The sequence below is a fragment of the Neisseria sp. P0021.S006 genome, from assembly GCF_051956895.1.
The window spans coordinates 11,939-33,185 of the sequence record NZ_JBQCWZ010000019.1; the positions used below are offsets into that span (position 1 = coordinate 11,939).

Annotated in this window: 19 protein-coding genes; 12 read left to right on the forward strand and 7 right to left on the reverse strand. The window is 50.1% G+C overall.

Annotated features, from left to right (window positions below; all coding sequences use genetic code 11):
* Positions 1-297: 297 nt before the first annotated feature.
* The 4 genes from ACTHUM_RS05735 (at position 298) to ACTHUM_RS05750 (ending at position 3,950) form a co-directional block, all read left to right on the forward strand.
* Positions 298-2,394, forward strand: coding sequence for a TonB-dependent receptor plug domain-containing protein (locus ACTHUM_RS05735; protein ID WP_049344199.1), 2,097 nt, complete (start codon positions 298-300; stop codon positions 2,392-2,394).
* A 445-nt stretch (positions 2,395-2,839) separates the two neighbouring features.
* Complete coding sequence (locus ACTHUM_RS05740) at positions 2,840-3,034, forward strand: YgaP family membrane protein (protein WP_003746314.1); 195 nt, start codon at positions 2,840-2,842, stop codon at positions 3,032-3,034.
* Positions 3,035-3,046: 12 nt separating this feature from the next.
* Positions 3,047-3,568: a rhodanese-like domain-containing protein gene (locus ACTHUM_RS05745; RefSeq protein ID WP_440361124.1), complete on the forward strand. Its 522-nt coding sequence runs from the start codon at positions 3,047-3,049 to the stop codon at positions 3,566-3,568.
* A gap of 79 nt (positions 3,569-3,647) precedes the next feature.
* Entirely contained in the window at positions 3,648-3,950 is a 303-nt protein-coding gene (locus tag ACTHUM_RS05750) for an ArsR/SmtB family transcription factor (protein WP_049336810.1), read from the forward strand.
* Positions 3,951-4,158: 208 nt separating this feature from the next.
* Here the strand turns inward: ACTHUM_RS05750 and ACTHUM_RS05755 are convergent, their stop codons facing one another.
* From ACTHUM_RS05755 to ACTHUM_RS05765, 3 genes are all read right to left on the reverse strand, one after another.
* Entirely contained in the window at positions 4,159-4,623 is a 465-nt protein-coding gene (locus tag ACTHUM_RS05755; protein WP_049336811.1) for a hypothetical protein, read from the reverse strand.
* A gap of 269 nt (positions 4,624-4,892) precedes the next feature.
* Complete coding sequence (mfd, locus tag ACTHUM_RS05760; protein WP_049336826.1) at positions 4,893-8,297, reverse strand: transcription-repair coupling factor; 3,405 nt, start codon at positions 8,295-8,297, stop codon at positions 4,893-4,895.
* A gap of 131 nt (positions 8,298-8,428) precedes the next feature.
* A complete protein-coding gene (locus tag ACTHUM_RS05765; protein WP_004519991.1) occupies positions 8,429-9,121 on the reverse strand; it encodes a VIT1/CCC1 transporter family protein in 693 nt (230 codons plus the stop codon).
* Between the two features lie 297 nt (positions 9,122-9,418).
* Between ACTHUM_RS05765 and ACTHUM_RS05770 the strand changes: the two genes are divergently transcribed.
* The 4 genes from ACTHUM_RS05770 (at position 9,419) to ACTHUM_RS05785 (ending at position 12,352) form a co-directional block, all read left to right on the forward strand.
* The gene (locus ACTHUM_RS05770) at positions 9,419-9,565 is read left to right on the forward strand and encodes a hypothetical protein (RefSeq protein WP_049336812.1); all 147 of its coding nucleotides are present in this window, start codon (positions 9,419-9,421) and stop codon (positions 9,563-9,565) included.
* Positions 9,566-9,756: 191 nt separating this feature from the next.
* Positions 9,757-9,957: a hypothetical protein gene (locus ACTHUM_RS05775; RefSeq protein WP_004519993.1), complete on the forward strand. Its 201-nt coding sequence runs from the start codon at positions 9,757-9,759 to the stop codon at positions 9,955-9,957.
* Positions 9,958-10,046: 89 nt separating this feature from the next.
* Positions 10,047-11,444, forward strand: coding sequence for an aspartate ammonia-lyase (gene aspA / locus ACTHUM_RS05780; RefSeq protein ID WP_049336813.1), 1,398 nt, complete (start codon positions 10,047-10,049; stop codon positions 11,442-11,444).
* A gap of 245 nt (positions 11,445-11,689) precedes the next feature.
* Complete coding sequence (locus ACTHUM_RS05785; RefSeq protein WP_070588404.1) at positions 11,690-12,352, forward strand: NAD(P)H-dependent oxidoreductase; 663 nt, start codon at positions 11,690-11,692, stop codon at positions 12,350-12,352.
* Between the two features lie 177 nt (positions 12,353-12,529).
* Here the strand turns inward: ACTHUM_RS05785 and ACTHUM_RS05790 are convergent, their stop codons facing one another.
* Together ACTHUM_RS05790 and ACTHUM_RS05795 are read right to left on the reverse strand one after the other, a co-directional pair.
* Positions 12,530-14,875 carry a FepA family TonB-dependent siderophore receptor gene (locus ACTHUM_RS05790; RefSeq protein ID WP_049336815.1) on the reverse strand — a complete coding sequence of 782 codons (2,346 nt, stop codon included), beginning with the start codon at positions 14,873-14,875 and terminating at the stop codon, positions 12,530-12,532.
* Positions 14,876-15,107: 232 nt separating this feature from the next.
* Complete coding sequence (locus ACTHUM_RS05795; RefSeq protein WP_003746288.1) at positions 15,108-15,326, reverse strand: YdcH family protein; 219 nt, start codon at positions 15,324-15,326, stop codon at positions 15,108-15,110.
* A gap of 221 nt (positions 15,327-15,547) precedes the next feature.
* Here ACTHUM_RS05795 and ACTHUM_RS05800 point away from each other — a divergent pair, with 221 nt between their 5' ends.
* Together ACTHUM_RS05800 and glyA are read left to right on the forward strand one after the other, a co-directional pair.
* The gene (locus tag ACTHUM_RS05800) at positions 15,548-15,922 is read left to right on the forward strand and encodes a hypothetical protein (RefSeq protein ID WP_039862199.1); all 375 of its coding nucleotides are present in this window, start codon (positions 15,548-15,550) and stop codon (positions 15,920-15,922) included.
* A 133-nt stretch (positions 15,923-16,055) separates the two neighbouring features.
* A complete protein-coding gene (gene glyA / locus ACTHUM_RS05805) occupies positions 16,056-17,306 on the forward strand; it encodes a serine hydroxymethyltransferase (RefSeq protein ID WP_004520001.1) in 1,251 nt (416 codons plus the stop codon).
* 70 nt (positions 17,307-17,376) lie between these two features.
* Here the strand turns inward: glyA and ACTHUM_RS05810 are convergent, their stop codons facing one another.
* Positions 17,377-18,687 (reverse strand): sulfate adenylyltransferase subunit 1, encoded by a 1,311-nt coding sequence (locus ACTHUM_RS05810; protein WP_049336816.1) that lies wholly within the window; start codon positions 18,685-18,687, stop codon positions 17,377-17,379.
* Positions 18,688-18,816: 129 nt separating this feature from the next.
* Positions 18,817-19,731 carry an aromatic amino acid DMT transporter YddG gene (gene yddG, locus ACTHUM_RS05815; RefSeq protein WP_039862220.1) on the reverse strand — a complete coding sequence of 305 codons (915 nt, stop codon included), beginning with the start codon at positions 19,729-19,731 and terminating at the stop codon, positions 18,817-18,819.
* Between the two features lie 182 nt (positions 19,732-19,913).
* Here yddG and ACTHUM_RS05820 point away from each other — a divergent pair, with 182 nt between their 5' ends.
* Positions 19,914-20,339, forward strand: coding sequence for a MarR family winged helix-turn-helix transcriptional regulator (locus ACTHUM_RS05820; RefSeq protein ID WP_070588400.1), 426 nt, complete (start codon positions 19,914-19,916; stop codon positions 20,337-20,339).
* 15 nt (positions 20,340-20,354) lie between these two features.
* Positions 20,355-21,224, forward strand: a complete 870-nt coding sequence (locus ACTHUM_RS05825) for an ABC transporter six-transmembrane domain-containing protein (RefSeq protein WP_070588398.1) — start codon at positions 20,355-20,357, stop codon at positions 21,222-21,224.
* Positions 21,225-21,247: the final 23 nt, after the last annotated feature.

Consider the following 21,247-nt stretch of genomic DNA (forward strand, 5'->3'; position numbering starts at 1 on the left):
GGCCGTCTGAAAGCACTGTTCAGACGGCCTTTTAAAACACCTATACACAATATTGATCATCGATAAATATTCAACTCATCCCTTTTCTTCAGTTTCAAAAAAGTAAGCCTCACTATATTTTCTCTTAAAATAGTTTTACAAAATTTAACCATAAATAAACCGATTGATATTTATAAAAATATTCAAACTACAAATCAAAATGAGACTAATATGTTCTTTTACATTTATTTGTAGTTTGATAATCATTATTAAAATAATTAGAATAAGCGGTCAATTTTTTATTCCTTGGGAAAAATCATGAATAAAACCTCTTTTCCTGTATTCCGCCTTAGTCTCATTACACTCGCACTATCAACAGGCTTCGCCCATGCCGAAAATACGCACCCCGCAGAAACTGCCGAACTGAATGAAATTAAGGTTACCGGTACCGCCGTACCGACCCGCGTTACCCGCAACCAGCTTGACCGCGAGACTTCGACCGATTTGAAACAAGTCATGAAAGACCAAATCGGTATGGATGTCGGCGGTGGCAACGGCGTGGCGCAGTTTTACAGCATCCGCGGCGTCGGCGAGGACAAAATTAATCTGGAAGTGGACGGCACCAGCCAATCCACCAAAATTTTCCACCACCAAAGCCGCTTCCAGCTTGACCCTGCTTTGGTGAAAAGCATCAACGTCGAAAAAGGCACGGGCGCGGCGAGCGCGGGCTTGGGCGCGGTCGGCGGTACCATCCGCGTGACGACGGTTGACGCGAAAGACCTGCTGACCGACGGCAAACCTTTCGGTTTCAAACTCGGCGCGGGCTTGAGCAGCAATAAAGGCTCAACCGGCAACGCGGCGGTTTACGGCTATCAAAACGGCTTCGATGCCCTGTTTGCAGGCAACTTCCTCAACAACCGCGACTACAAAGACGGCAACGGCAATGTCAACCACGGCAGTCGTCTGAAACAGCACAGCTACCTCGCCAAAATCGGCTACGACTTCAACGACGACCACGGCATCCGCCTGACCTACCGTCAGGAATACCAAAAAGGCAACCGCACCGATAAAGCCGAGTTCCAAAACGTTGACAGCTACGTCGGCGTGGACGGCACTTATCAAAAAGAGCAGACCTACAATCTGGAATACCGTGGCCGCAACGTCGGCTTCATCGACAAAATCGACGCCAATGTCTTCCAAATCAACACCGACGACACCAAACCGCCTAAAGGCGCTCCTTCTCCAAAAGCCCAAGCTTCCGGCACGGCGCAAGGCGGCGTTCCCATTGGCCAGCTTGAGTTAAGCAAAATCAAAGCAACCGGCGCGAATCTGAACCTCGCCAGCTCTTTCGGCGACGGACACATGGTGAAATACGGCGTCAACTACCGCCACGAAACCTCCGAGCCGTCCGACAAAGGCGCGTGGCTGAAGATTCTCGGCCTGTATGACCGCGACAAAGAGAAGAAATCCGAATACGGCGTGTACGCGGAAGGTATCTGGAACCTGCACCCCGTTACCCTGACCACCGGCCTGCGTTACGACCATTTCAAATACAACGCCGCCAGCAGACAAAGCGCGTCCCACGGCCAGCTCAACCCCAGCATCGGCGCGATTTGGGACATCAACGACAACTTCTCGCTCTTGGCAAACCTCAATCAGGCAAGCCGCGCGCCCCGCCTGAACGAAGCCCTGTTGGCTAACGAACGCGCAGGCGCCGCCGCCGATTTGGACAGCAACCTCAAAGCCGAAACCGCCCGCCGTGCCGAACTCGGCTTCAAATGGCGCAACGATAACTTCAACGTCAGCGGCAGCGTGTTCCACCAACGCATCAAAGACCTCATCGTCTACCGTTGGGCAAAAATCAACAACAACACCGCCTCCATCACCGAACGCGGCAAGATTTACAACGGCGGCACGCTCAAAACCTACGGCTACGAACTTGACGCATCCTACCGCTGGGGCGGTCTGACCGCGCGCGCCGGCGTGTCCTACGTCAAACCCCGTCTGAACGGCGAAATGTACTACGGCGAAAGCCCGATTCAAGCGGAAGACCACGAAAGCTCGTTCACCTTCTGGAACACCGGCCGCCAATGGCTGACCGGTCTGTCTTATCAGTTTGAAAACCCCAAACTCGAAATCGGCTGGCGCGGCCGCTACGCCCAAAGCGTGAAATACACCGACGTCGCCCGCGGACAAGGCACGATACACGGCAAGAAATCAGGCTACGGCGTACACGACATCTACGCCAACTGGCAGCCGCTGAAAAAAGACAACCTGAACGTCAACTTCGCCGTCAACAACATCGGCAACAAGCAATACCGTTCGCACAGCCAACGCTTCCCTGACGGCAACGGACGCATGCCCTTCTACGAACGCGGCCGCGAGTTTGCCTTGGGCGTGAACTATCGTTTCTGATGATACGAACGACGTTATAAAGAAACCAAAGGCCGTCTGAAATTCAGTTTTCAGACGGCCTTTTATAATTCGTAGACAATTTGATTTTAAAGTATCTCCTCTCCCTTTCTAGTTACACAACGGATTATCCAGTCTTCAAATCTTCTCCATTGGGCTTCTTTTCCAAATCGGTCATGATTTGATTCCTTCTGAAAACTGACTACCAATTCTTCCAATATAAATAAAATATTATATAGATCATCTCCAGTGCCGTCTGAAAATATAAGGCTGTATTTTTACATTTAACCATGACGTTGGAGTTTAAAAATACAATCCAAATATTCATTACACTTTTACTGTAAACCATTTGACAAAGTCATCTTTAAAGCTATAATATTTCTCATATATGATTTTTGTTATATATATTTATTGATAGACAATTCATTCTGAAACAAGGAGCAATAAAATGAAACGAAACTTGGGTACTTTGGATCGCGTAATCCGTATTGTTATCGGCGTAGCGCTGATTGCTGCAGCCGCTACCGGACAAATTGGCTGGTGGGGTTGGCTGGGCATCGTCCCTCTGGGCACAGCACTGATTGGCAACTGCGCACTGTACAGCTTATTGGGCATCAACACCTGCCGCATCAACAAAAAATAACGAAGACAAAACATGAGTACGGTCGGACAACTCCCGCGAATCACGCCTTCCGAAGCTACGGCAAAAATCCGTGAGGACGCGTTGGCAGTCGATATCCGAAGCCAAGCCGAATATCGGGGCAGGCATATTGGCGGTGCATTATCCCTTCCGCCTGAACAGCAGCGAGACAAACTGCCCGATGATACAGCCCCATGCCTGATTTTTTATTGCCTGAGCGGCAAACGTACAACACGGGCAGAAACAATATTGTCAGTGCTTGGCCAAGGTCGAGAATGCTATATTCTAGAAGGCGGCTTACAGGCATGGAAGGCTGCAGGGCTTCCTACTGTTGCCGACCGTGCCGCACCGGACATCATGCGGCAGGTGCAAACCATTGCGGGCAGTTTGATTCTGTTGGGCGTGCTGGCAGGTTGGCTGGTATCGCCTTGGTTTTATCTGATAGACGTAATGGTCGGTGCAGGCCTGTTAACGGCGGGGTTAACCGGATTCTGCGGCATGGCACGCCTGCTGGCCAAAATGCCATGGAATCATTAAGCAAAGGCCGTCTGAAAGTTGCTGCTAAGACTATTATGACTGATAATTCGACCTCCTCATTTGCCGACAAGCGTGAAAAATGACCACTGCCGACAATCAACCACCCTACGAAGAAGCCACCGCTTTTCTCAAACTACTGGCCAATCCCAACCGCCTCGCCGTATTGTGCAAACTACATGAAAGGCCGCACAATGTAACCGAGTTGGCTGAATCATCCGGACTGCCACAAGCGGCAATGTCCAGCCAATTAGCCCTACTGCGTGAAGCCGGTTTGGTATCGTTTGAAGTGAACCATCGGGAACGGCAATATTACATTGCCGACCCGAGGGTAACCAAGATGATACAGTTGCTGTATTCCTTTTTCTGCGCAGAAAAATCTTGAAATATTGCCGGAATAGGAAGGCCGTCTGAAAATTTTTCAGACGGCCTTTATTGTATTTATTTTCAGATGACCTTTTTATACTGCTTCTATATTTACACTTAAAGCTCGCGTGCGTACCGCACACACCCTGCCTACAGGTTTAATGCAGGCTATGGCTTGCTATCGTGTGCCACTTGAAATAAACAACGTAAATATGAGCGTGTGTTGTTTAATGTGGATTGTTAGGGACTAATCTGATTCCTGCTGCTTCCAATCTAATTTCAGGCCTTCCTGTCATAAAATCCCAATCTTTTGGCATGGTGGATTTGAGTTTTAAATTGAAGTCCATAAACTTTGCTTCTTCTTTCGTAATATGTGCCACCTTCCAATTTTTCTGTAATGCATGCGCCAATTCTTCTTGTGTATATTTTTGCTCCTTAATTAACTCTTCAAGCTTTTCAACTATATACGCACAAGGGACAACGTGCTCAATACGACCCTGAACCCCATCTAATAATTTTTCTGATTTCCCTAAAGAAATAAAATACTCTTGTGGGTGTAATAAAGAATCGAATATTCGGCTATGGTAACCTATTCGTACTCCTGTACTCTTTTCGTGTTCAACTAAATTTGTAATATGACGAACCAGCAATAAACAAGTTTGAAAAATTAGCTTATTTTTTTCATCTAGCATTTTATTGTCTCCAAATAATTGTTTGTCTGAATAAATTTAATCTAAATGTTAGATTGTAACCCGATATTATCGTTGAAATAACAATAAATTGCGATGACGGAGCGTTTAAGCAAGTCATAGCCTACATGAAGTCTATTTATAGTGAACGTTTGGGACGCACGCGGTTAAAAGATTTGACAAGATTAATTGCTTTTATATTCCATATCGTCTTTATAAAGGGTCGTCTGAAAGCTGAAAAATCATTTCAGACGACCTTTTTTCACTAGCCTCTACTTTGCTATCACCCTGTCTTTCAAAGTCTTCAATACGTTCTTCACCGTATTAATCCGCACTTCGATATTTTCCATCTCTGCGGTAAATCGCAGCTTATCGGCTCCGGCAAGGCGGTATTTTTTATCTTTTTGAATCAGCAGGATGATTTCGGTTGGATCGACATTGTTATTTTTACCAAAGGTTACCGTTACCGCTTCGCTGGTCGCATCAATGGCATCAATGCCTAATTCTTTTGCCGCAAGCCGTAAGTGGTGGCTTTCGATGAGGGTTTTGACGGGTTGTTCGGGCAGGCCGAAGCGGTCGACGAGTTCTTCGTGTATGGCGTTGATTTGCTGCACGGTTTCGCAGACGGCAAGGCGTTTGTAGAGGACGAGCCGTTCGTGGATGTCGGGGCAGTAGCTTTCGGGCAGCAGGGCGGGGCTGTGCAGTTTGATTTCGGTGGTGATGCCCAGCGGCGCGTCGAGGTCGGGCTGGCGGCCTTTTTTGAGGTCGCGCACGGCTTGTTTGAGCATTTCGGTATAGAGTGTGAAGCCGACCTGTATCATTTCGCCGGACTGCCCTTCGCCGAGGATTTCGCCGGCGCCGCGGATTTCCAAATCCTGCATGGCGAGGGTGAAACCTGCGCCGAGTTCGTCTGCCGCCGCGATGGCGTCGAGGCGTTTTTCTGCGTCTTTGGTGATGTATTCGGGCGTGAGCAGGTAGGCGTAGGCTTGGTGATGGCTGCGGCCGACGCGCCCGCGAAGCTGATGCAGTTGCGCCAGCCCGAATTTATCGGCGCGGTTGATGATGATGGTGTTGGCGTTGGGGATGTCGATACCGGTTTCGATGATGGTGGAACAGAGTAACACGTTGAATCTTTGCTGCAAAAAGTCGCGCATGACTTGCTCCAGCTCGCGCTCGCGCAGTTGTCCGTGCGCCACGCCGATGCGGGCTTCGGGTAGCAGGGTTTCCAGCCGCTCGCGCATGTTTTCGATGGTATCCACTTCGTTGTGCAGGAAAAACACTTGTCCTCCGCGTTTGAGTTCGCGCAACACGGCTTCGCGCACGCTGCCTTCGCTGAAGGGTTTGACAAAGGTTTTGACGGCGAGGCGGCGGCTGGGTGCGGTGGTAATCAGCGAGAAGTCGCGCAGACCTTCGAGCGCCATGCTGAGGGTGCGCGGAATTGGCGTGGCGGTCATGGTGAGGATATCGACATTGGCGCGCAGGCGTTTGAGCTGCTCTTTTTGGCGCACGCCGAAGCGGTGTTCTTCATCGATAATCACTAAACCTAAATTTTTGAATTTGATGTCGTCCTGCACCAATTTGTGCGTGCCGATAACGATATCGACCGTACCGTCCGCCATGCCTTCCAGCGCGGCTTTGGTGGCTTTGCTGTTGTTGAAACGCGAAAGGCTGGCGACTTTCACGGGGAAATCGGCGAAGCGGTCGGCGAAGTTTTGCGCGTGCTGCTCGACCAGAAGCGTGGTCGGGGCAAGTACGGCGACCTGTTTGCCGCCCATTACCGCCACAAACGCGGCGCGCAGGGCGACCTCGGTTTTGCCGAAGCCGACATCGCCGCACACGAGGCGATCCATAGGTTTCGCCTGCGTCAAATCTTTAATCACGGCGGCAATGGCGGCGGCCTGGTCTTCGGTTTCTTCATAGCCGAAACCGTCGGCAAACGCCTGATAGTCCATCTCGTTGATTTCAAACTTGTATCCCGATTGGGCAGCGCGTTGGGCGTAGAGATTGAGCAACTCGGCGGCGGTATCGCGCGCTTTTTCGGCAGCTTTGCGTTTTGCTTTGTTCCACGCGCCGCTGCCGAGCTTGTGCAAAGTAACGTTTTCATGCGCCTGACCGGAGTAGCGGCTGATTAAATGCAGCTGCGAAACAGGCACATAAAGCTGCGCTTCGCCCGCGTATTCGAGCAACATCATTTCGTTGGTTTCATCGCCCAAGTCCATTGTGACCAAGCCCATATAGCGCCCGATGCCGTGTTCTTCGTGTACAACAGGATCGCCGATATTGATTTCGGCAAGGTCGCGCAACAGGCCGTCTGAAACGGCGGCGTGTTTCTTACGATGATGTTTGCGTGAGCGGGCAACATATTGATAAAGATCGGATTCGGTAATGACCGCGATGTTTTGATCTTCTAATTTAAACCCGTAAGCCAACGGCGCCACTGTAATCATCAGCGGCTCATGTGCCGACAAAAAGCCCTGCCAGTCGGATACACTTTTGACTTTTAAGCCGTTTTGCTGCAAGAAACCGAGCATGGTTTCGCGCCGTCCCAGACTTTCGGCACACAGCAAAATCCGTCCTTCAAAGGCCGTCTGAAAATCCTTCAATGCCTGCAACGGCTCGTCGGATTGGCGGTTGACGGCAAGGTCGGGCAGGGTGTGTTCCTTGCCGGAAACATCGGGCAGCACTTGTCCGTAGTTTTTCAGATGGCCTGCAAAGACATCAGAAGAGAGATACAAATGCTGTGGAAGCAAAGGCGGATATGTTTCATCGCCCTGTGCCATGGCGTAACGCGATTTGACGTCGCTCCAAAAACGGTTTGCCTCGGCATGAACATCGCCCAAAGAGACAAACAGCGCATCTTCGCCGATATAGTCAAACAGCGTTTCCAGCTCGTTTTCAAAAAACAGCGGCAGATAATATTCCACGCCCGCGCCGAAGTGGCCGTTGCTGACGGCTTTGTACACAGCGGCATCGTTCGGATTGCCATCGACTTCCTCACGAAAGCGGCTGCGGAAAATCTTTTGCGCCTCGCTGTCGGTGGGAAACTCGTGCGCCGGTAGCAGGCGGATTTCGGAAACGGGGGAAATGGTGCGTTGCGTTTCAGTATCGAAGGTTTTAATGCTGTCGATTTCATCGTCAAACAAATCGATGCGGTACGGTATTTCGCTGCCCATCGGGAACAAATCGACTATACCGCCGCGCACGGCAAACTCGCCTGCCGCGACAACATGGGAAACATGGTTATAACCTGCATCCACCAAATCACTTTTCAGACGGCCTATATCCAAAGTCTGCCCTGTTTTCAGCCAAAACGTACGCCCTGCCAGAAACGGCACGGGTGGCAGCTTCTGCATCGCCGTGGCAACCGGTACGAACAACACATCCGCAGTGCCGCTTTTAATCTGCCACAATGCTGACAAGCGCTCCGACACCAAATCCTGATGCGGTGAAAAACGCTCGTAAGGCAGCGTTTCCCAGTCCGGCAGGAATACCGCCGTATCGTGCGGACGGAAAAACAGCCAGGCCGTCTGAAGGCGTAGCGCCTGTTCCGCATCTTGGGTCAAGACAACCTTGAGCTGCTTATGCGGCAGATAACGCGCCAAAGCCAAGGGCAGCGAGCCTTGAGACAGATTGAGCCAACGGGATTTTTCACGAGGTTTGGGAATCGGATAGGTCATGACAAAACAGTTTGTAAGTAAGTAAATACAAGCACCATAGGCCGTCTGAAAAATTTTCAGACGGCCTTTAGCGATCAAATAGATTTTCAATTTTACTGGATACAGGTTTAAAAGAATATAAGCCCTTACATTCAGACGGCCACGCCGGCCAGTTTTCCAATAAATCCGGTTATCACCAATGCCGCAACGCCCCATAGGCACACGCGCAAAACGGCGGGAACAACAGGCGCGCCACCGAGTTTGGCGGAGACATAGCCTAGTCCTGCCAGTCCGCACAAAGTGGAAACTGCCAAGGCCGGAACAATGGCGCTAGAAGCTGTCAATGCGACCAGTAACGGCAAAATCGCGCCGGCACAAAATGAAGCGGCAGAAGCCAGCGCAGCCTGCATGGGACGGGCGGAAGAAGCTTCGGTAATGCCGATTTCGTCACGCGCGTGGGCGGCGAGCGCATCGTGTTCCATCAAGGCTTTGGCCACCTCTGCGGCAAGCGCATCGGACAAACCGCGGAGGCGGTAAATTTCCGTCAGCTCTTCCAACTCCGCATCAGGATTATTTGCCAACTCAAAACGCTCTTTGTGTAAATCGGCTTTTTCCGTATCCGATTGGCTGGACACAGAAACGTACTCCCCCGCCGCCATTGATACTGCGCCCCCGATAAGCGCCGAAACGCCCGTCAACAGCAGGGTTTGGAAATCAGGCGCGGCAGCGGCTACGCCCGTCAACAGCGAGGCAGTGGAAATCAGGCCGTCATTGGCACCCAATACGCTTGCCCGAAGCCAGTTGTTGCGGTCGCTGAAATGGCGTTCGCTGTGGTGTGAATACATATATGCTCCGATAAATTGGCTGTTTCCAGATGATGATAACATTGTATTGTTTTTTGAAATCAATGTCAGTTTATCCCTTCAAATCAAGCATTCTTAAATCTTTCTGCTGCCATTTCAAACCATAAAACCAACACTCCTCTTTGGATTTTTTCAGACGGCCTTAACGCTTTTACAAGCAAATTTATTGTTCCAAGTCATGGCATTATCACAAGGCAGTTTTGTGCTGCTTGGTTTATTCGTTTAAAGATGCTATCTTTATGAATCTTTCCACTCCTCAATCCATTGAAAGGATGTATCATGGCCGAAGAAAACAAAATCAAAGTAAACGATTTGCCTGAAGATAAAAAAGAGCAAACCGAAGAAACCGAGCTGCCCGTTATCAACAACGAAGAAAAACGCGGCGGTCATGGCGAAGGCGGTTGCTGCGGCGCATGCGGCGGCTAATCTTCCCGACAAAGCCCCCAAGGCCGTCTGAAAAGTCTTACTTTTCAGACGGCCTTTTCCTTTCTAAACAATTACAGGTAAATCAATGAAAGGATGCGGGAGAAGAATTTAAACCCAACCGCGTTTGTGCTACATTCACATCTTTACAAACCACAACAATCTGCACACGCAGACACACAAGGAAGAAAAAAATGTTTTGGTATATCGTCAGCTTTTTCGCCATTATCGTTTCCCTGCTCGCCCTCTGGGTCAACGCCAGCGCGTTCGGTATGCAGGATGACGGAACGCCACAATCCGAATATGAAAAAATGTTGGGCCTGGGTGCGAAGCTGAAAGACAAAGATACGGTTGCCAAGGAACGCGAAGCAGCGCGCCTTCACCCTGACGATTAAGCCTTACCGACTGGACAATCTTGCCAAACTGGGCTAATGTTCCAAACGCATAACGCACACCAACACAACTATACGAGAAGGTAAGAGAAATGACTGTACGAATCGAACACGATTTATTGGGCGACCGCGAGATCCCTGCTGAAGTATATTGGGGCATCCATACTTTGCGCGCCATTGAAAACTTTAAAATTTCCACGCAAAAAATTTCCGACGTACCGCAATTTGTCCGCAGCATGGTCATGGTTAAAAAAGCCACCGCGCAAGCCAACGGCGCATTGGGTGCCATCAAGCCGGAAATCGCGGCCGCCATCGAAAAAGCCTGCGATGAAGTATTGGTCAAAGGCCGCTGCCTCGACCAATTCCCGTCCGACGTTTATCAAGGCGGCGCCGGTACTTCGGTCAACATGAATACCAACGAAGTCATTGCCAACCTCGCATTAGAAGTCTTGGGTCACGAAAAAGGCCACTACGACATCGTCAATCCGATGGACCATGTTAACGCCAGCCAATCCACCAACGACGCCTACCCTACCGGCTTCCGCCTTGCCGTGTATTACAGCATCGGCGAATTGCTCGACAAACTGGCCATCTTGAAAAACTCTTTTGCCGCAAAAGCCGAAGAGTTTAAAGATGTTTTGAAAATGGGCCGCACCCAGCTTCAAGATGCCGTGCCGATGACTGCCGGACAAGAGTTTCAATCTTTCCAAGTGTTGTTGGAAGAAGAAATCCTCAACCTCGACCGTACCCGCTCCCTACTGCTTGAAGTCAACCTCGGCGCCACAGCCATCGGTACCGGCGTGAATACGCCTAAAGGCTATGCGGCTTTGGTTGTTGAGAAACTCTCCGAAGTCAGCGGCCTGCCTTGCAAACTGACTGAAAACCTGATCGAAGCGACCTCCGACTGCGGCGCATATGTGATGGTACACGGCGCATTGAAACGCACAGCCGTCAAACTGTCTAAAATCTGTAACGACTTGCGCCTGCTCTCTTCCGGTCCGCGCGCTGGTTTGAAAGAAATCAACCTGCCTGAATTGCAGGCCGGTTCTTCCATTATGCCTGCCAAAGTCAATCCCGTGATTCCCGAAGTCGTCAACCAAGTCTGCTTCAAAGTCATCGGCAACGACACCACCATCACTTTCGCAGCCGAAGCAGGTCAGTTGCAGCTGAACGTTATGGAGCCGGTCATCGCCCAATGTATGTTTGAAACTATTTCCCTCTTGGGCAATGCCGCGGTCAACCTGTCCGACAAATGCGTCAAAGGCATTACGGTCAACCGCGAAATCTGCGAACACTACGTCTTCAACTCCATCGGTTTGGTCACTTATCTGAACCCATACATCGGCCACCGCAATGGCGACTTGGTCGGAAAAATCTGCGCCCAAACCGGCAAAGGCGTGCGCGAAGTCGTACTGGAGCGCGGCCTGTTGAGCGAAGAAGAGCTCAACCGCATCCTCTCTCCAGAAAACCTGATTAATCCTCATCTGTAATTAGGATTTGAAATCAAAGGCCGTCTGAAACTTTAACGTTTAAAGTTTCAGACGGCCTTTTCGTATTGATATTGATATTTATCGAATTTTTTTTGCGAAATTCAGAATTAAAAGATAGCCTGACCGTCAGGTTTGATTTAACATGGTGTTGCCCCAGCCTGTTTCCTCCTTAAGGTTATGCCGGTAATGATGCCTCAAAAGGAACCGGATATTGGAATAACATCTTCATTTATTAGGAAAACCAGATGAATCAAATTACACGCGAACAAATGCTGCAAGTATTCGAAAATCGCTGCTCCACCCGTTATTACGATCCCAACAAAAAAATCAGCCAAGAAGATTTTGCAGCGATTCTAGAATTTGCCCGCCTCTCCCCAAGCTCCGTCGGCTCCGAGCCATGGAAATTCTTGGTGATTCAAAACAAAGCCCTGTGTGAGAAAATCAAGCCTTTCAGCTGGGGGATGCAATCGCAACTGGATGACTGCAGCCATCTGGTGATTATCCTTGCCAAGAAAAATGCCCGTTACGATACCCCGTTCTTCCGCAGTGTTGCCGAACGCAGGGGCCTGCAAGGAGAGCAACTGGAAAAAGCATTGGCAAGATACAAAAGCTTCCAAGAAACCGACATTAAAATTGCCGACGACCAACGCGCACTCTTTGACTGGAGCGGCAAGCAGACCTATATTGCTTTGGCCAATATGCTTACAGGTGCAGCGGCCATCGGCATCGATTCCTGCCCAATCGAAGGCTTCAACTACGACAAAATGAACGAAGTATTGGCAGCAGAAGGCCTGTTTGATGCCAACGAATGGGGCGTATCCGTAGCGGCAACATTCGGCTATCGCGCCAAAGAAATCACTAAAAAATCACGCAAGCCGATTGATGAAATGGTGACTTGGGTCGAATAAGTAGTTTGTATTCTCAGGGCGGCAAAACCGCCCTTTTACTTTTCCAAAAAGAGAAGCAAATTCCGTAACAACAAATACTTCTAAATTTAAAATCAGAAGGCCGTCTGAAACCATGTGTCAGAAATCCTAGATTTCATTTCACACCGTTTCAGACGGCCTGATTTAATACGCTTCTACTTAAAACGATACTTTCAAACTGCCGTAGAAGGCACGGCCATGCTCGTTGTAGGTCTGCGCGCCGTTGCCGGTGCGGTACAGTTTTTTGTCGAACAGATTGCTGATGCCGCCGCGCACGGCCACGCGTTTGTTCCAGTTGTAACCGGCGTTGATGCCCCAGATGCTGTATCCGCCCAAAACGGTTTGGTTGCGGGCTGAAGCCAGGGTTTCTCCGCTGCCGCCGCTGCCGCTTTGTTCGATGTTGTTGATGGCGACCGAACGCGGTTTGGTGCGGCCGTATTGGGTGAAGGTCAGGTTGGCGTCAAAGCGTTCGTTCGGCGTCCAGGCCAGCGTGCTGTTGATAGTGAACTTCGGAATCAGCGACAGGGGGTTGCCTTTGTAGTCTTCCGATTTCTGCATGTAGGTGAAGTTGTTGCTCCATTTCAGCGTGTTGTGCAGGGGGATGACGAGGTTGCCCTCCAGGCCGGAAACAGTCGCCCTCGGTGAGTTGTCCCATTGGTAGAGGATGCCTGAGCTGGTGCTGCTGCGGGCTATGATTTCCGTGCCGGTGATGATTTTGTTGCGGTAGGCATTGTGGAAGTAGGTTGCCGAGGCCTGCCAGCCGTTTTTTTCGAATTCGATGCCGATTTCCTTATTGACGCTGGTTTCGGGTTTTAGGTTGGCATTGCCCATAAAGTAGCAGTGTGGGTCGCTGCCCAATTCCACGGGGCAGCCGTTACCGCGCGTGTACAGGATGAATTCGGGGTTGCTTTGGTACAGGTTGGGGGCTTTGTAGGCGCGCGCGATGCCGCCTTTGACCAGCCAGTTTGCGCCGATCTGCTGGGAGAAGTTGAGCGCGGGACTCCAGTTGCCGCCGCTTTTGCTGTTGTGGTCGTAGCGCAGGGACGGTATCAGTTTGGTGGACGGGGTCAGCGAAATATTGTCTTCGACATAGATTGCCTTGTTCTGCTGCGATGTTTTGCCGCCACGTATGGCGGAAACGCCCGGGAAGGTCGATGTTTGGCCTTGGTCGGTAAAGCCTTGGCGGTTGGATGAGGGATCGTCCAGTTTGCTGTCGGTAAATTCCGCACCGACGGTCAGTACGTTTTCTACGCCGAGTTTGAACGGTATGTTGGCCTCGCTGCTGAAACGCAGGTTTTTCAGACGGCTTTGGACGTATTCCGTGCCGACATAGCTGCCCTCAGGCCCGCCTGCCAAACCTTCGGGCAGGTGGCTGTTGGTGGTGCGTTCGTAGCTCAATACGTTTTTGGTGTCGCCCCAGTCCCACGCGCCGTCATGGGTCAGGGCGTAGGAGGAACGGTAGAGGCGAGCGGTTTCCTTAATGCCGCTCCGGTAAATTTCGCGCAGGGTCGAATCGGTGTCGGAAATCACCACGCCTGTGGCAGTATCTGTAATGACGGTCCGTGTATTGGCAGCATTGGAATTTTGCGAATCGCCGTTGTAGATATTGCCCTGACGGCTGTAGCTGCTGTCTAAAATCAGGGTTTGTGACGGACTGATTTTCCATTGTAGGCGGCCGGCTATGTCTTTATTCTTCACACCTTCCACCCCTGCCGCTCCATAGGTGGTGTTGGTAACAGTGCGGGTTTGTCCGGCAGGCACAACGACACGTCCGCGTTCCCGTATCGGGCCGTTTTTCGTAGTAACAGTGGTGATAGAATCGCGGTTAATGTCTGTGGAATCGGCATCGGTTTTGTTGAAATTGCCGTAGATACGGAAGCCCAATACGTCTTGGATAATCGGCCCGCCAAGGTTGAAGCCGACACGGTTGGTTGCCCCTTCCTTGCTGTCTTGCGGCTGGTTAGTGTAATAGTTCACTGATCCTTTGAATTCTTTCGGTACTTTTTTGGTGACAATGTTGACCACGCCGCCCATCGCACCCGAGCCATAACGCGTTGCCGCCGGACCGCGCAAAACGGTGATGGATTCAATTTCTTCAACCGGCACCCAGTTGCTGTCGCCGCGCGTATTGCGTTCGCCGCGCATACTGATACGCTCGGATTGGCGCGAGTTCACAGGCTTGCCGTCAATCAGAATCAATGTGTTTTCAGGGCCCATACCGCGCAAGTCGATTTGGCGTTTGTTGCCACGCTGACCCGTCGCTGTATTGCCGGTCAGGTTGACGCCCGGCATGGTGCGGACAAATTCGGAAATATCGTTGACGGCCGGACGCTTGTCAATGTCGTCTTTCGAAATACGCGATACGCCGAGCGATTGCTGCAACTGCTTCTCGGCAGTAACGTAAACGGTATCGACTTCAGCCTGCTCAACTGCTTTCTCTTCAGCTGCGTGTGAGAATGCACTAATTAACGCCAAAGGCAAAATGGCGAGTGTGAATGTTTTCATTGCATCGTTTCTCTTTAACTTTGTTTGTTAAAAATCAAAATAAAAATTATTCGAGATTTTAAATAAACTTAACAGAGTTTTCAATGCAATTAAGAGTGATTTACAATTATTCGTTAAATTAAGCCAATAAAAATAACCAAATGCCTAATAATTAAAAAGGCCGTCTAAACCGGCATGAAAGGGAATCTGAGATTTCCATCATACCGTTCAGACGGCCTTATTCAAATTTTAATTATTTGCCTGCTGCTTTTTGCAAAAGGGCATACAATTCGTCTTTGAGTTTGAGTTTGGCTTTTTTCAGCTCCTCGATTTCTTCGGCGCCGCTGGTTACCACGTTATTCACCAAACCGGTAATTTTATCGTCCAGCTCGTTGTGCTCCTCAAACAAACGGGCAAAGTGTGCATCCTCTTGTTTCAGTTTAGAAATCAGATCGCGATATTCTGGAAACATTTTGTTTTCCTCTCTTGTTAATTAAATAAAAAAGTACTGCTGCCAAAAACTAGGACGAATTAATCTTTAGCTTCATTATAACAAACACGGGCGTTTTATCCAGTCTTTTTTAAGCCGAAACTGTTTTATGTCAAAATTAATAATATCACCATTAGCCATCGTCCCAATGGAAAGAAACAGGTTTCTAGACGGTTTGCCGACTTGGGCATACAATCGGGCTTATGCGTTTACACAATGGCCGAACCACCCTATTCCGTCATATCAACGGCATGGACGGACAATTTATCCTGCTTGAAAACCATCCTTCATGGATGCCGGTCAATGATGCCGATTTCAACCATGCTGCCCCCTTGCCTGACGGTTTGGCCGTGCACGAAGAATCATTTTATCCATTTGAAAAAATAGATGCCGCCGAATCGGCAGACAATATCAAAATCTTCAGCGAAGAAGCTCTACGGTTGGAGAAAGAACGATTAAATGCAGTAGCCTTGGTAGAACTGGCAAAAAATCTTAAAGCCGCCCAAGCCGAATCCGATTTGGTCGCACTTCTGGAAAAAATGGATTTTCATTTAAAACAAGATGATATTTTCAAATAAACCCTTCAATCTCAGGCCGTCTGAAACCAAACACCCGACACAATTGTTGACAATGCAAGAAAAATAGTTCATCTTGAACCAATCCGCAGCACTCCATCCCATATTTTCAGCCCATCACAAAGGAATCGAGAACATGTTTTCAAAAAGCGTTACCCTCGCACAATATGACCCCGATTTGGCAGCAGCCATCGCCCAAGAAGACAAGCGCCAGCAAGACCACGTCGAGCTAATCGCCTCTGAAAACTACGTCAGCTGTGCCGTTATGGAAGCCCAAGGTTCGCAATTGACCAACAAATACGCCGAAGGCTATCCTGGCAAACGCTACTACGGTGGCTGCGAATACGTTGATATTGTCGAACAATTGGCGATTGACCGCGCTAAAGAGTTGTTTGGCGCAGAATATGTCAATGTCCAACCGCACTCCGGCTCGCAAGCCAACCAAGCCGTATATGCTTCAGTTTTGAAACCGGGCGACACCATTTTGGGCATGTCTCTGGCACACGGCGGCCACTTGACCCATGGCGCAAGCGTTAACATCTCCGGCAAACTCTACAACGCCATTACTTATGGTTTGGATGAAAACGAAGTTCTCGATTATGCCGAAGTAGAACGCTTGGCGCTTGAACACAAACCTAAAATGATTGTGGCCGGCGCATCTGCCTATGCGCTACAAATCGATTGGGCAAAATTCCGCGAAATCGCCGATAAAGTCGGCGCATACCTCTTTGTCGACATGGCGCACTATGCCGGCCTGATTGCCGGCGGCGAATATCCTAACCCCGTACCATTCTGCGACTTCGTAACCACCACCACCCACAAAACCCTGCGCGGCCCTCGCGGCGGTGTGATTTTGTGCCGTGACAATACCCACGAAAAAGCGCTGAACTCTTCTATCTTCCCAAGCCTGCAAGGTGGTCCGTTGATGCACGTTATCGCTGCCAAAGCCGTGGCGTTTAAAGAAGCGTTGCAACCTGAGTTCAAACAATACGCAAAACAAGTGAAAATCAATGCTGCCGCTATGGCGGAAGAGTTGGTTAAACGCGGTTTGCGCATCGTTTCCGGCCGTACTGAAAGCCACGTTTTCCTCGTTGACCTGCAACCGATGAAAATCACCGGCAAAGCCGCCGAAGCCGCTTTGGGCAAAGCTCATATCACCGTCAACAAAAACGCCATCCCGAACGATCCGGAAAAACCATTCGTTACCTCCGGCATCCGCATCGGCTCCGCCGCCATGACCACACGCGGCTTTAACGAAGCCGACGCGCGCGTATTGGCAAACTTGGTTGCCGACGTATTGGCCAACCCTGAAGACGAAGCCAACCTCGCCAAAGTCCGCGAACAAGTGACTGCTTTGTGCAATAAATATCCGGTTTACGGCGCATAAGCATTTCGCCTTGGATAAAATAACAGGCCGTCTGAAACTTCAGACGGCCTTTTTTTATTGCAACTTTCTTTTAAATTTCAAAACTGTTTGTTTCACTGACTTTGCGTATCATGCCTGCTGCGACAGTATGGTTGGTGGCTTCGTCAATCAAAATAAACGCGCCTTGTGCATGGTTGTCTTCGTATGCGGCAGCAGAAAGCGGCTGCTGGGTTTTGAGGCTGACGCTGCCGATGTCGTTGAGCTTGAGCGTTTCGGCGGATTCGACGCGGCTGAGGGTGTTCACGTCCCAAACATAGGCAATTTCGCTGATTTTTACGGGCGTGGTTTGGGTAGTGTGCTTCAGCAAATATTTGCGGCGCAGATTGAGCGGAATATCGTCAAACCAGCAAAGCGCGGCTTGAAATTGTTGTTCGGGAACAATGGCGCTGTCGGCTGAAACAATACTGTTGCCGCGTGAAATATCGATATCGGTATCCAAAACGACAGTCAACACTTCCCCTGCCTCGGCAGATTCGGTTTTGCCGTTTGGATTGTAGATTTCGGCGATTTTGGCGGTGTGTCCGCTAGGCAGGACTTTGATTTCGTCTCCGGTTTTCAGACGACCTGCTTCCAGCCTGCCTTGATAGCCGCGGAAGTCGTCGCTGCTGCTGCCGTCTTGCCGTGCGACGCGCTGTACGGGGAAGTGGGTGGCTTGGTCGGCGGCGTTTTGGCGGTTGACGGGCAGGCTTTCGAGCAGGGGTAAAAGCGGCAAACCTTGATACCACGGGGTTTGGCTGCTGGCGTTGACGATGTTGTCGCCTTTTAACGCGCTGATGGGCAGGAAGTGGATTTGGGCTTGGAGACCGATTTGTTCAGCCAGTTTGCGGTAGGCTGCGGTAATGGCCTGATATTTGGTTTCGTCGAAGTCGAGCAGGTCGAGTTTGTTGACGGCGACGATGACGTTGGGGCAGCCCAAGAGTTTCAGAATCGCGCTGTGGCGTTTGGTTTGCGGCAGAAGGACGGGTTCGCTGCCGGAAAAATCGACGCGCGTTGCGTCTATCAGGACGATGGCGGCATCGGCGGTCGATGCACCCGTTACCATGTTGCGGGTGTATTGCTCGTGTCCCGGCGTGTCGGCAATAATGAATTTGCGTTTGGGCGTGGCGAAATAACGATAGGCCACGTCAATGGTAATGCCTTGTTCGCGCTCGGCGGCAAGGCCGTCTGTCAAACTGGCAAAATCAGGCGTTTCGCCGTTTTCAGTGGCACGGTTGAGCTTGTCAATCTGGTCGGTCAGTAAGGTTTTGCTGTCGTAGAGCAGGCGGCCGATGAGGGTGGATTTGCCGTCATCGACACTGCCAGCGGTAATGAAGCGTAAAAGCGGAGCGGAAGCTACGGTCATGATTCTTTCCCATTTCTCGTGATTTCTCAAACTGACTGCTACTTTAAACAGGCCGTCTGAAAATGGGAAAGAATGTTTGGTTGTTAAAAAAGCTGTTTTCGTTATATCGCAAAACTATGGGATATTACCTCACACCATCCGTTTTCTCCGGGTCGCCAACCAACATACAATCGACCCTAAGCACACCATTCCCGCACCCTGCCAAAATGTCATGGACAAAGGCGCGCTAATCAAAAATGATGACACTACCGCAGACAATACCGGAATGAAATAAGATGCGCCTGCCAATACGGTCAGGTTGCCGCGCGAAATACCGATATTCCACACTGCATAGCCCAAGCCCATACAAGACGCGGCGGCAACGGCATAGCCGAGCGATACGGAATCAAAACTCAACGTATCCGCGCCGCTGAGAAAATACTCTATCCACAACAATATCGACACCAGCGCAAAGAAAAAGCCGACGCTGCTGCCTTCCGCTTTCACGCGCGCCGTCAGCGTACAATATGCCGCCCAAAACACCGCATCCGCAAATGCCATGATGTAGCCGCCGGGATTGGTGCGGACATTGTGGTAGATGCCGGAAATTGACAAGCCGACATCGCCGCCCAATACAGTGGCAATCCCTAAAAACGACAGCACAAAGCCGATGACTATCCACCATTTTGACGGCTGTTTGTTGAAATATACCGCTCCGACGATGGTAAACGTCGGCCACAAATAATTGACCATGCCGATTTCCACCGCCTGTCTCGCGTTTTGCGCAAAACCGACCGAGAGCGACAAACACAGTTCGCAGCCGACAAAAAACACACTCGCCCAAAACAGATAGCTGCGGTTGTAATTGCGTAAATGCGGCCGGCCGAAAATCAGCCAAATCAATACGGTGGACAGGGTGTACATCATTGCCGCTCCGCCCACTGCCCCCATATGCAGGCTCAAAGAGCGTATCAGAGAAATGACAAAGCTCCACAAAGCAACGGCAAGCAGCCCGATGGCAGTGGCTTGTTTAGAGGAGATGTTTTGAGATAAGAAATGAATCATGGCGTATGTGCTGAAGATGGTTTTATTAGGTTTATCGTAGTTTGAATATATCGTTTCTACATTAATTATTTTAACGGTTTCAAGGCCGTCTGAAAATGATTGTTTCAGACGGCCCTCCATTTGCAATTAGTCCTAAACATGACTATAATCCGCATCCAATTAGTCAATATTGAGACCAATTTATGAATCAGCTCGACCAACTCGGCATGCGTATCAGCCACATAGACAGCGCATTTGACCAATGGATTAAACAGCAAAACACCAACTACAATACCTTCGCCGTTCTCTACACCTTGGCCACCGAAGGCAGCCGCACTCAAAAACACATAGGCGAAGAATGGAGCCTGCCCAAGCAAACCGTTTCCGGCACATGCAAAACGCTGGCGGAACAAGGCTTGCTGACATTTCACGAAAGCGAACAAGACAAACGCGAACGCTTATTGTCGCTGACCGAGCAAGGCAAAGAATCCGCCGCACCATTGGTGCAAAACATGCAGGAATTCAGCAAACGAATTTTTACCGCCTTCGGTGAAAAACGTGCAGCCCGACTGTTTGCCGATTTGGACGCGTTGGCCGAATTAATGGCGCAAACCCTCAATACTAAATAAGGAAGGAGGGCAACCATGTGGAAAATGTTGAAACACATCGGTCAAACACACCGCCGCAAACTCATCACAACCTTCTCTCTCGTCGGCTTGGATAATCTGCTCTTGCTGGTATATCCCGTGTTTGGAGGCTGGGCGATTAATGCCGTTATGGAAGGCAACGTCTGGCAGGCAATGTTGTATGGTGTGGTGGTCTTATTAATGTGGATAATCGGCGCCGCCCGAAGGATAGCCGATACGCGTACATTTACCAAAATCTATACTGAAATAGCCGTCCCGGTCGTTTTGGAACAGCGCAAGCGAGAAGTACCGCATTCCGCCATTACCGCACGCGTTGCCCTATCGCGCGAGTTTGTCAGTTTTTTTGAAGAACACCTGCCCATCGCTGCTACTTCGCTGGTCTCCATCTTCGGTGCATGTATGATGTTGCTGATATTGGAATTTTGGGTGGGCGTATTGGCTGTCGCGATACTTGCCCTGTTTTTATGGTTGCTGCCGCGTTTTGCCGCCATCAGCGAAAACCTATATTTCCATTTAAACAATCGGTTTGAACGCGACAACCACCTTATCCGCGACGGCAACGAGCATCAGCTCTACCGCCACTATGGCTGGTTTGCCAAACTACGCGTGCTGATTTCCAACCGCGAAGCCTTAGGCTATCTCAGTATCGGCATGGCGATGAGCGTATTGTTCGGCTTCGCCTTTATACACATGACGCTTAAAGGCTACGGAAGCGCCGGCCATATCTATTCCGTCAGCACTTATTTATGGATGTTTGCAATGAGCTTGGACGATGTACCGCGCTTGGTCGAACAATACTCCAATCTAAAAGATATCGGACAACGCGTTGAACTCTCGGAAGAAAACAATCTTTCTAAGGCCGTCTGAAACCTTAACACACTATCAGGACA

Excerpts from the sequence above, each read along its gene's own strand:
- glyA (WP_004520001.1), top strand. The coding sequence starts at position 16,056 with ATGTTTTCAAAAAGCGTTACCCTCGCACAATATGACCCCGATTTGGCA.
- yddG (WP_039862220.1), bottom strand. The coding sequence starts at position 19,731 with ATGATTCATTTCTTATCTCAAAACATCTCCTCTAAACAAGCCACTGCC.
- ACTHUM_RS05765 (WP_004519991.1), bottom strand. The coding sequence starts at position 9,121 with ATGTATTCACACCACAGCGAACGCCATTTCAGCGACCGCAACAACTGG.
- ACTHUM_RS05740 (WP_003746314.1), top strand. The coding sequence starts at position 2,840 with ATGAAACGAAACTTGGGTACTTTGGATCGCGTAATCCGTATTGTTATC.
- ACTHUM_RS05790 (WP_049336815.1), bottom strand. The coding sequence starts at position 14,875 with ATGAAAACATTCACACTCGCCATTTTGCCTTTGGCGTTAATTAGTGCA.
- ACTHUM_RS05750 (WP_049336810.1), top strand. The coding sequence starts at position 3,648 with ATGACCACTGCCGACAATCAACCACCCTACGAAGAAGCCACCGCTTTT.
- ACTHUM_RS05795 (WP_003746288.1), bottom strand. The coding sequence starts at position 15,326 with ATGTTTCCAGAATATCGCGATCTGATTTCTAAACTGAAACAAGAGGAT.
- ACTHUM_RS05810 (WP_049336816.1), bottom strand. The coding sequence starts at position 18,687 with ATGACCGTAGCTTCCGCTCCGCTTTTACGCTTCATTACCGCTGGCAGT.
- ACTHUM_RS05785 (WP_070588404.1), top strand. The coding sequence starts at position 11,690 with ATGAATCAAATTACACGCGAACAAATGCTGCAAGTATTCGAAAATCGC.
- ACTHUM_RS05770 (WP_049336812.1), top strand. The coding sequence starts at position 9,419 with ATGGCCGAAGAAAACAAAATCAAAGTAAACGATTTGCCTGAAGATAAA.
- ACTHUM_RS05775 (WP_004519993.1), top strand. The coding sequence starts at position 9,757 with ATGTTTTGGTATATCGTCAGCTTTTTCGCCATTATCGTTTCCCTGCTC.
- ACTHUM_RS05745 (WP_440361124.1), top strand. The coding sequence starts at position 3,047 with ATGAGTACGGTCGGACAACTCCCGCGAATCACGCCTTCCGAAGCTACG.
- ACTHUM_RS05800 (WP_039862199.1), top strand. The coding sequence starts at position 15,548 with ATGCGTTTACACAATGGCCGAACCACCCTATTCCGTCATATCAACGGC.
- aspA (WP_049336813.1), top strand. The coding sequence starts at position 10,047 with ATGACTGTACGAATCGAACACGATTTATTGGGCGACCGCGAGATCCCT.
- ACTHUM_RS05820 (WP_070588400.1), top strand. The coding sequence starts at position 19,914 with ATGAATCAGCTCGACCAACTCGGCATGCGTATCAGCCACATAGACAGC.
- ACTHUM_RS05825 (WP_070588398.1), top strand. The coding sequence starts at position 20,355 with ATGTGGAAAATGTTGAAACACATCGGTCAAACACACCGCCGCAAACTC.
- mfd (WP_049336826.1), bottom strand. The coding sequence starts at position 8,297 with ATGACCTATCCGATTCCCAAACCTCGTGAAAAATCCCGTTGGCTCAAT.
- ACTHUM_RS05755 (WP_049336811.1), bottom strand. The coding sequence starts at position 4,623 with ATGCTAGATGAAAAAAATAAGCTAATTTTTCAAACTTGTTTATTGCTG.
- ACTHUM_RS05735 (WP_049344199.1), top strand. The coding sequence starts at position 298 with ATGAATAAAACCTCTTTTCCTGTATTCCGCCTTAGTCTCATTACACTC.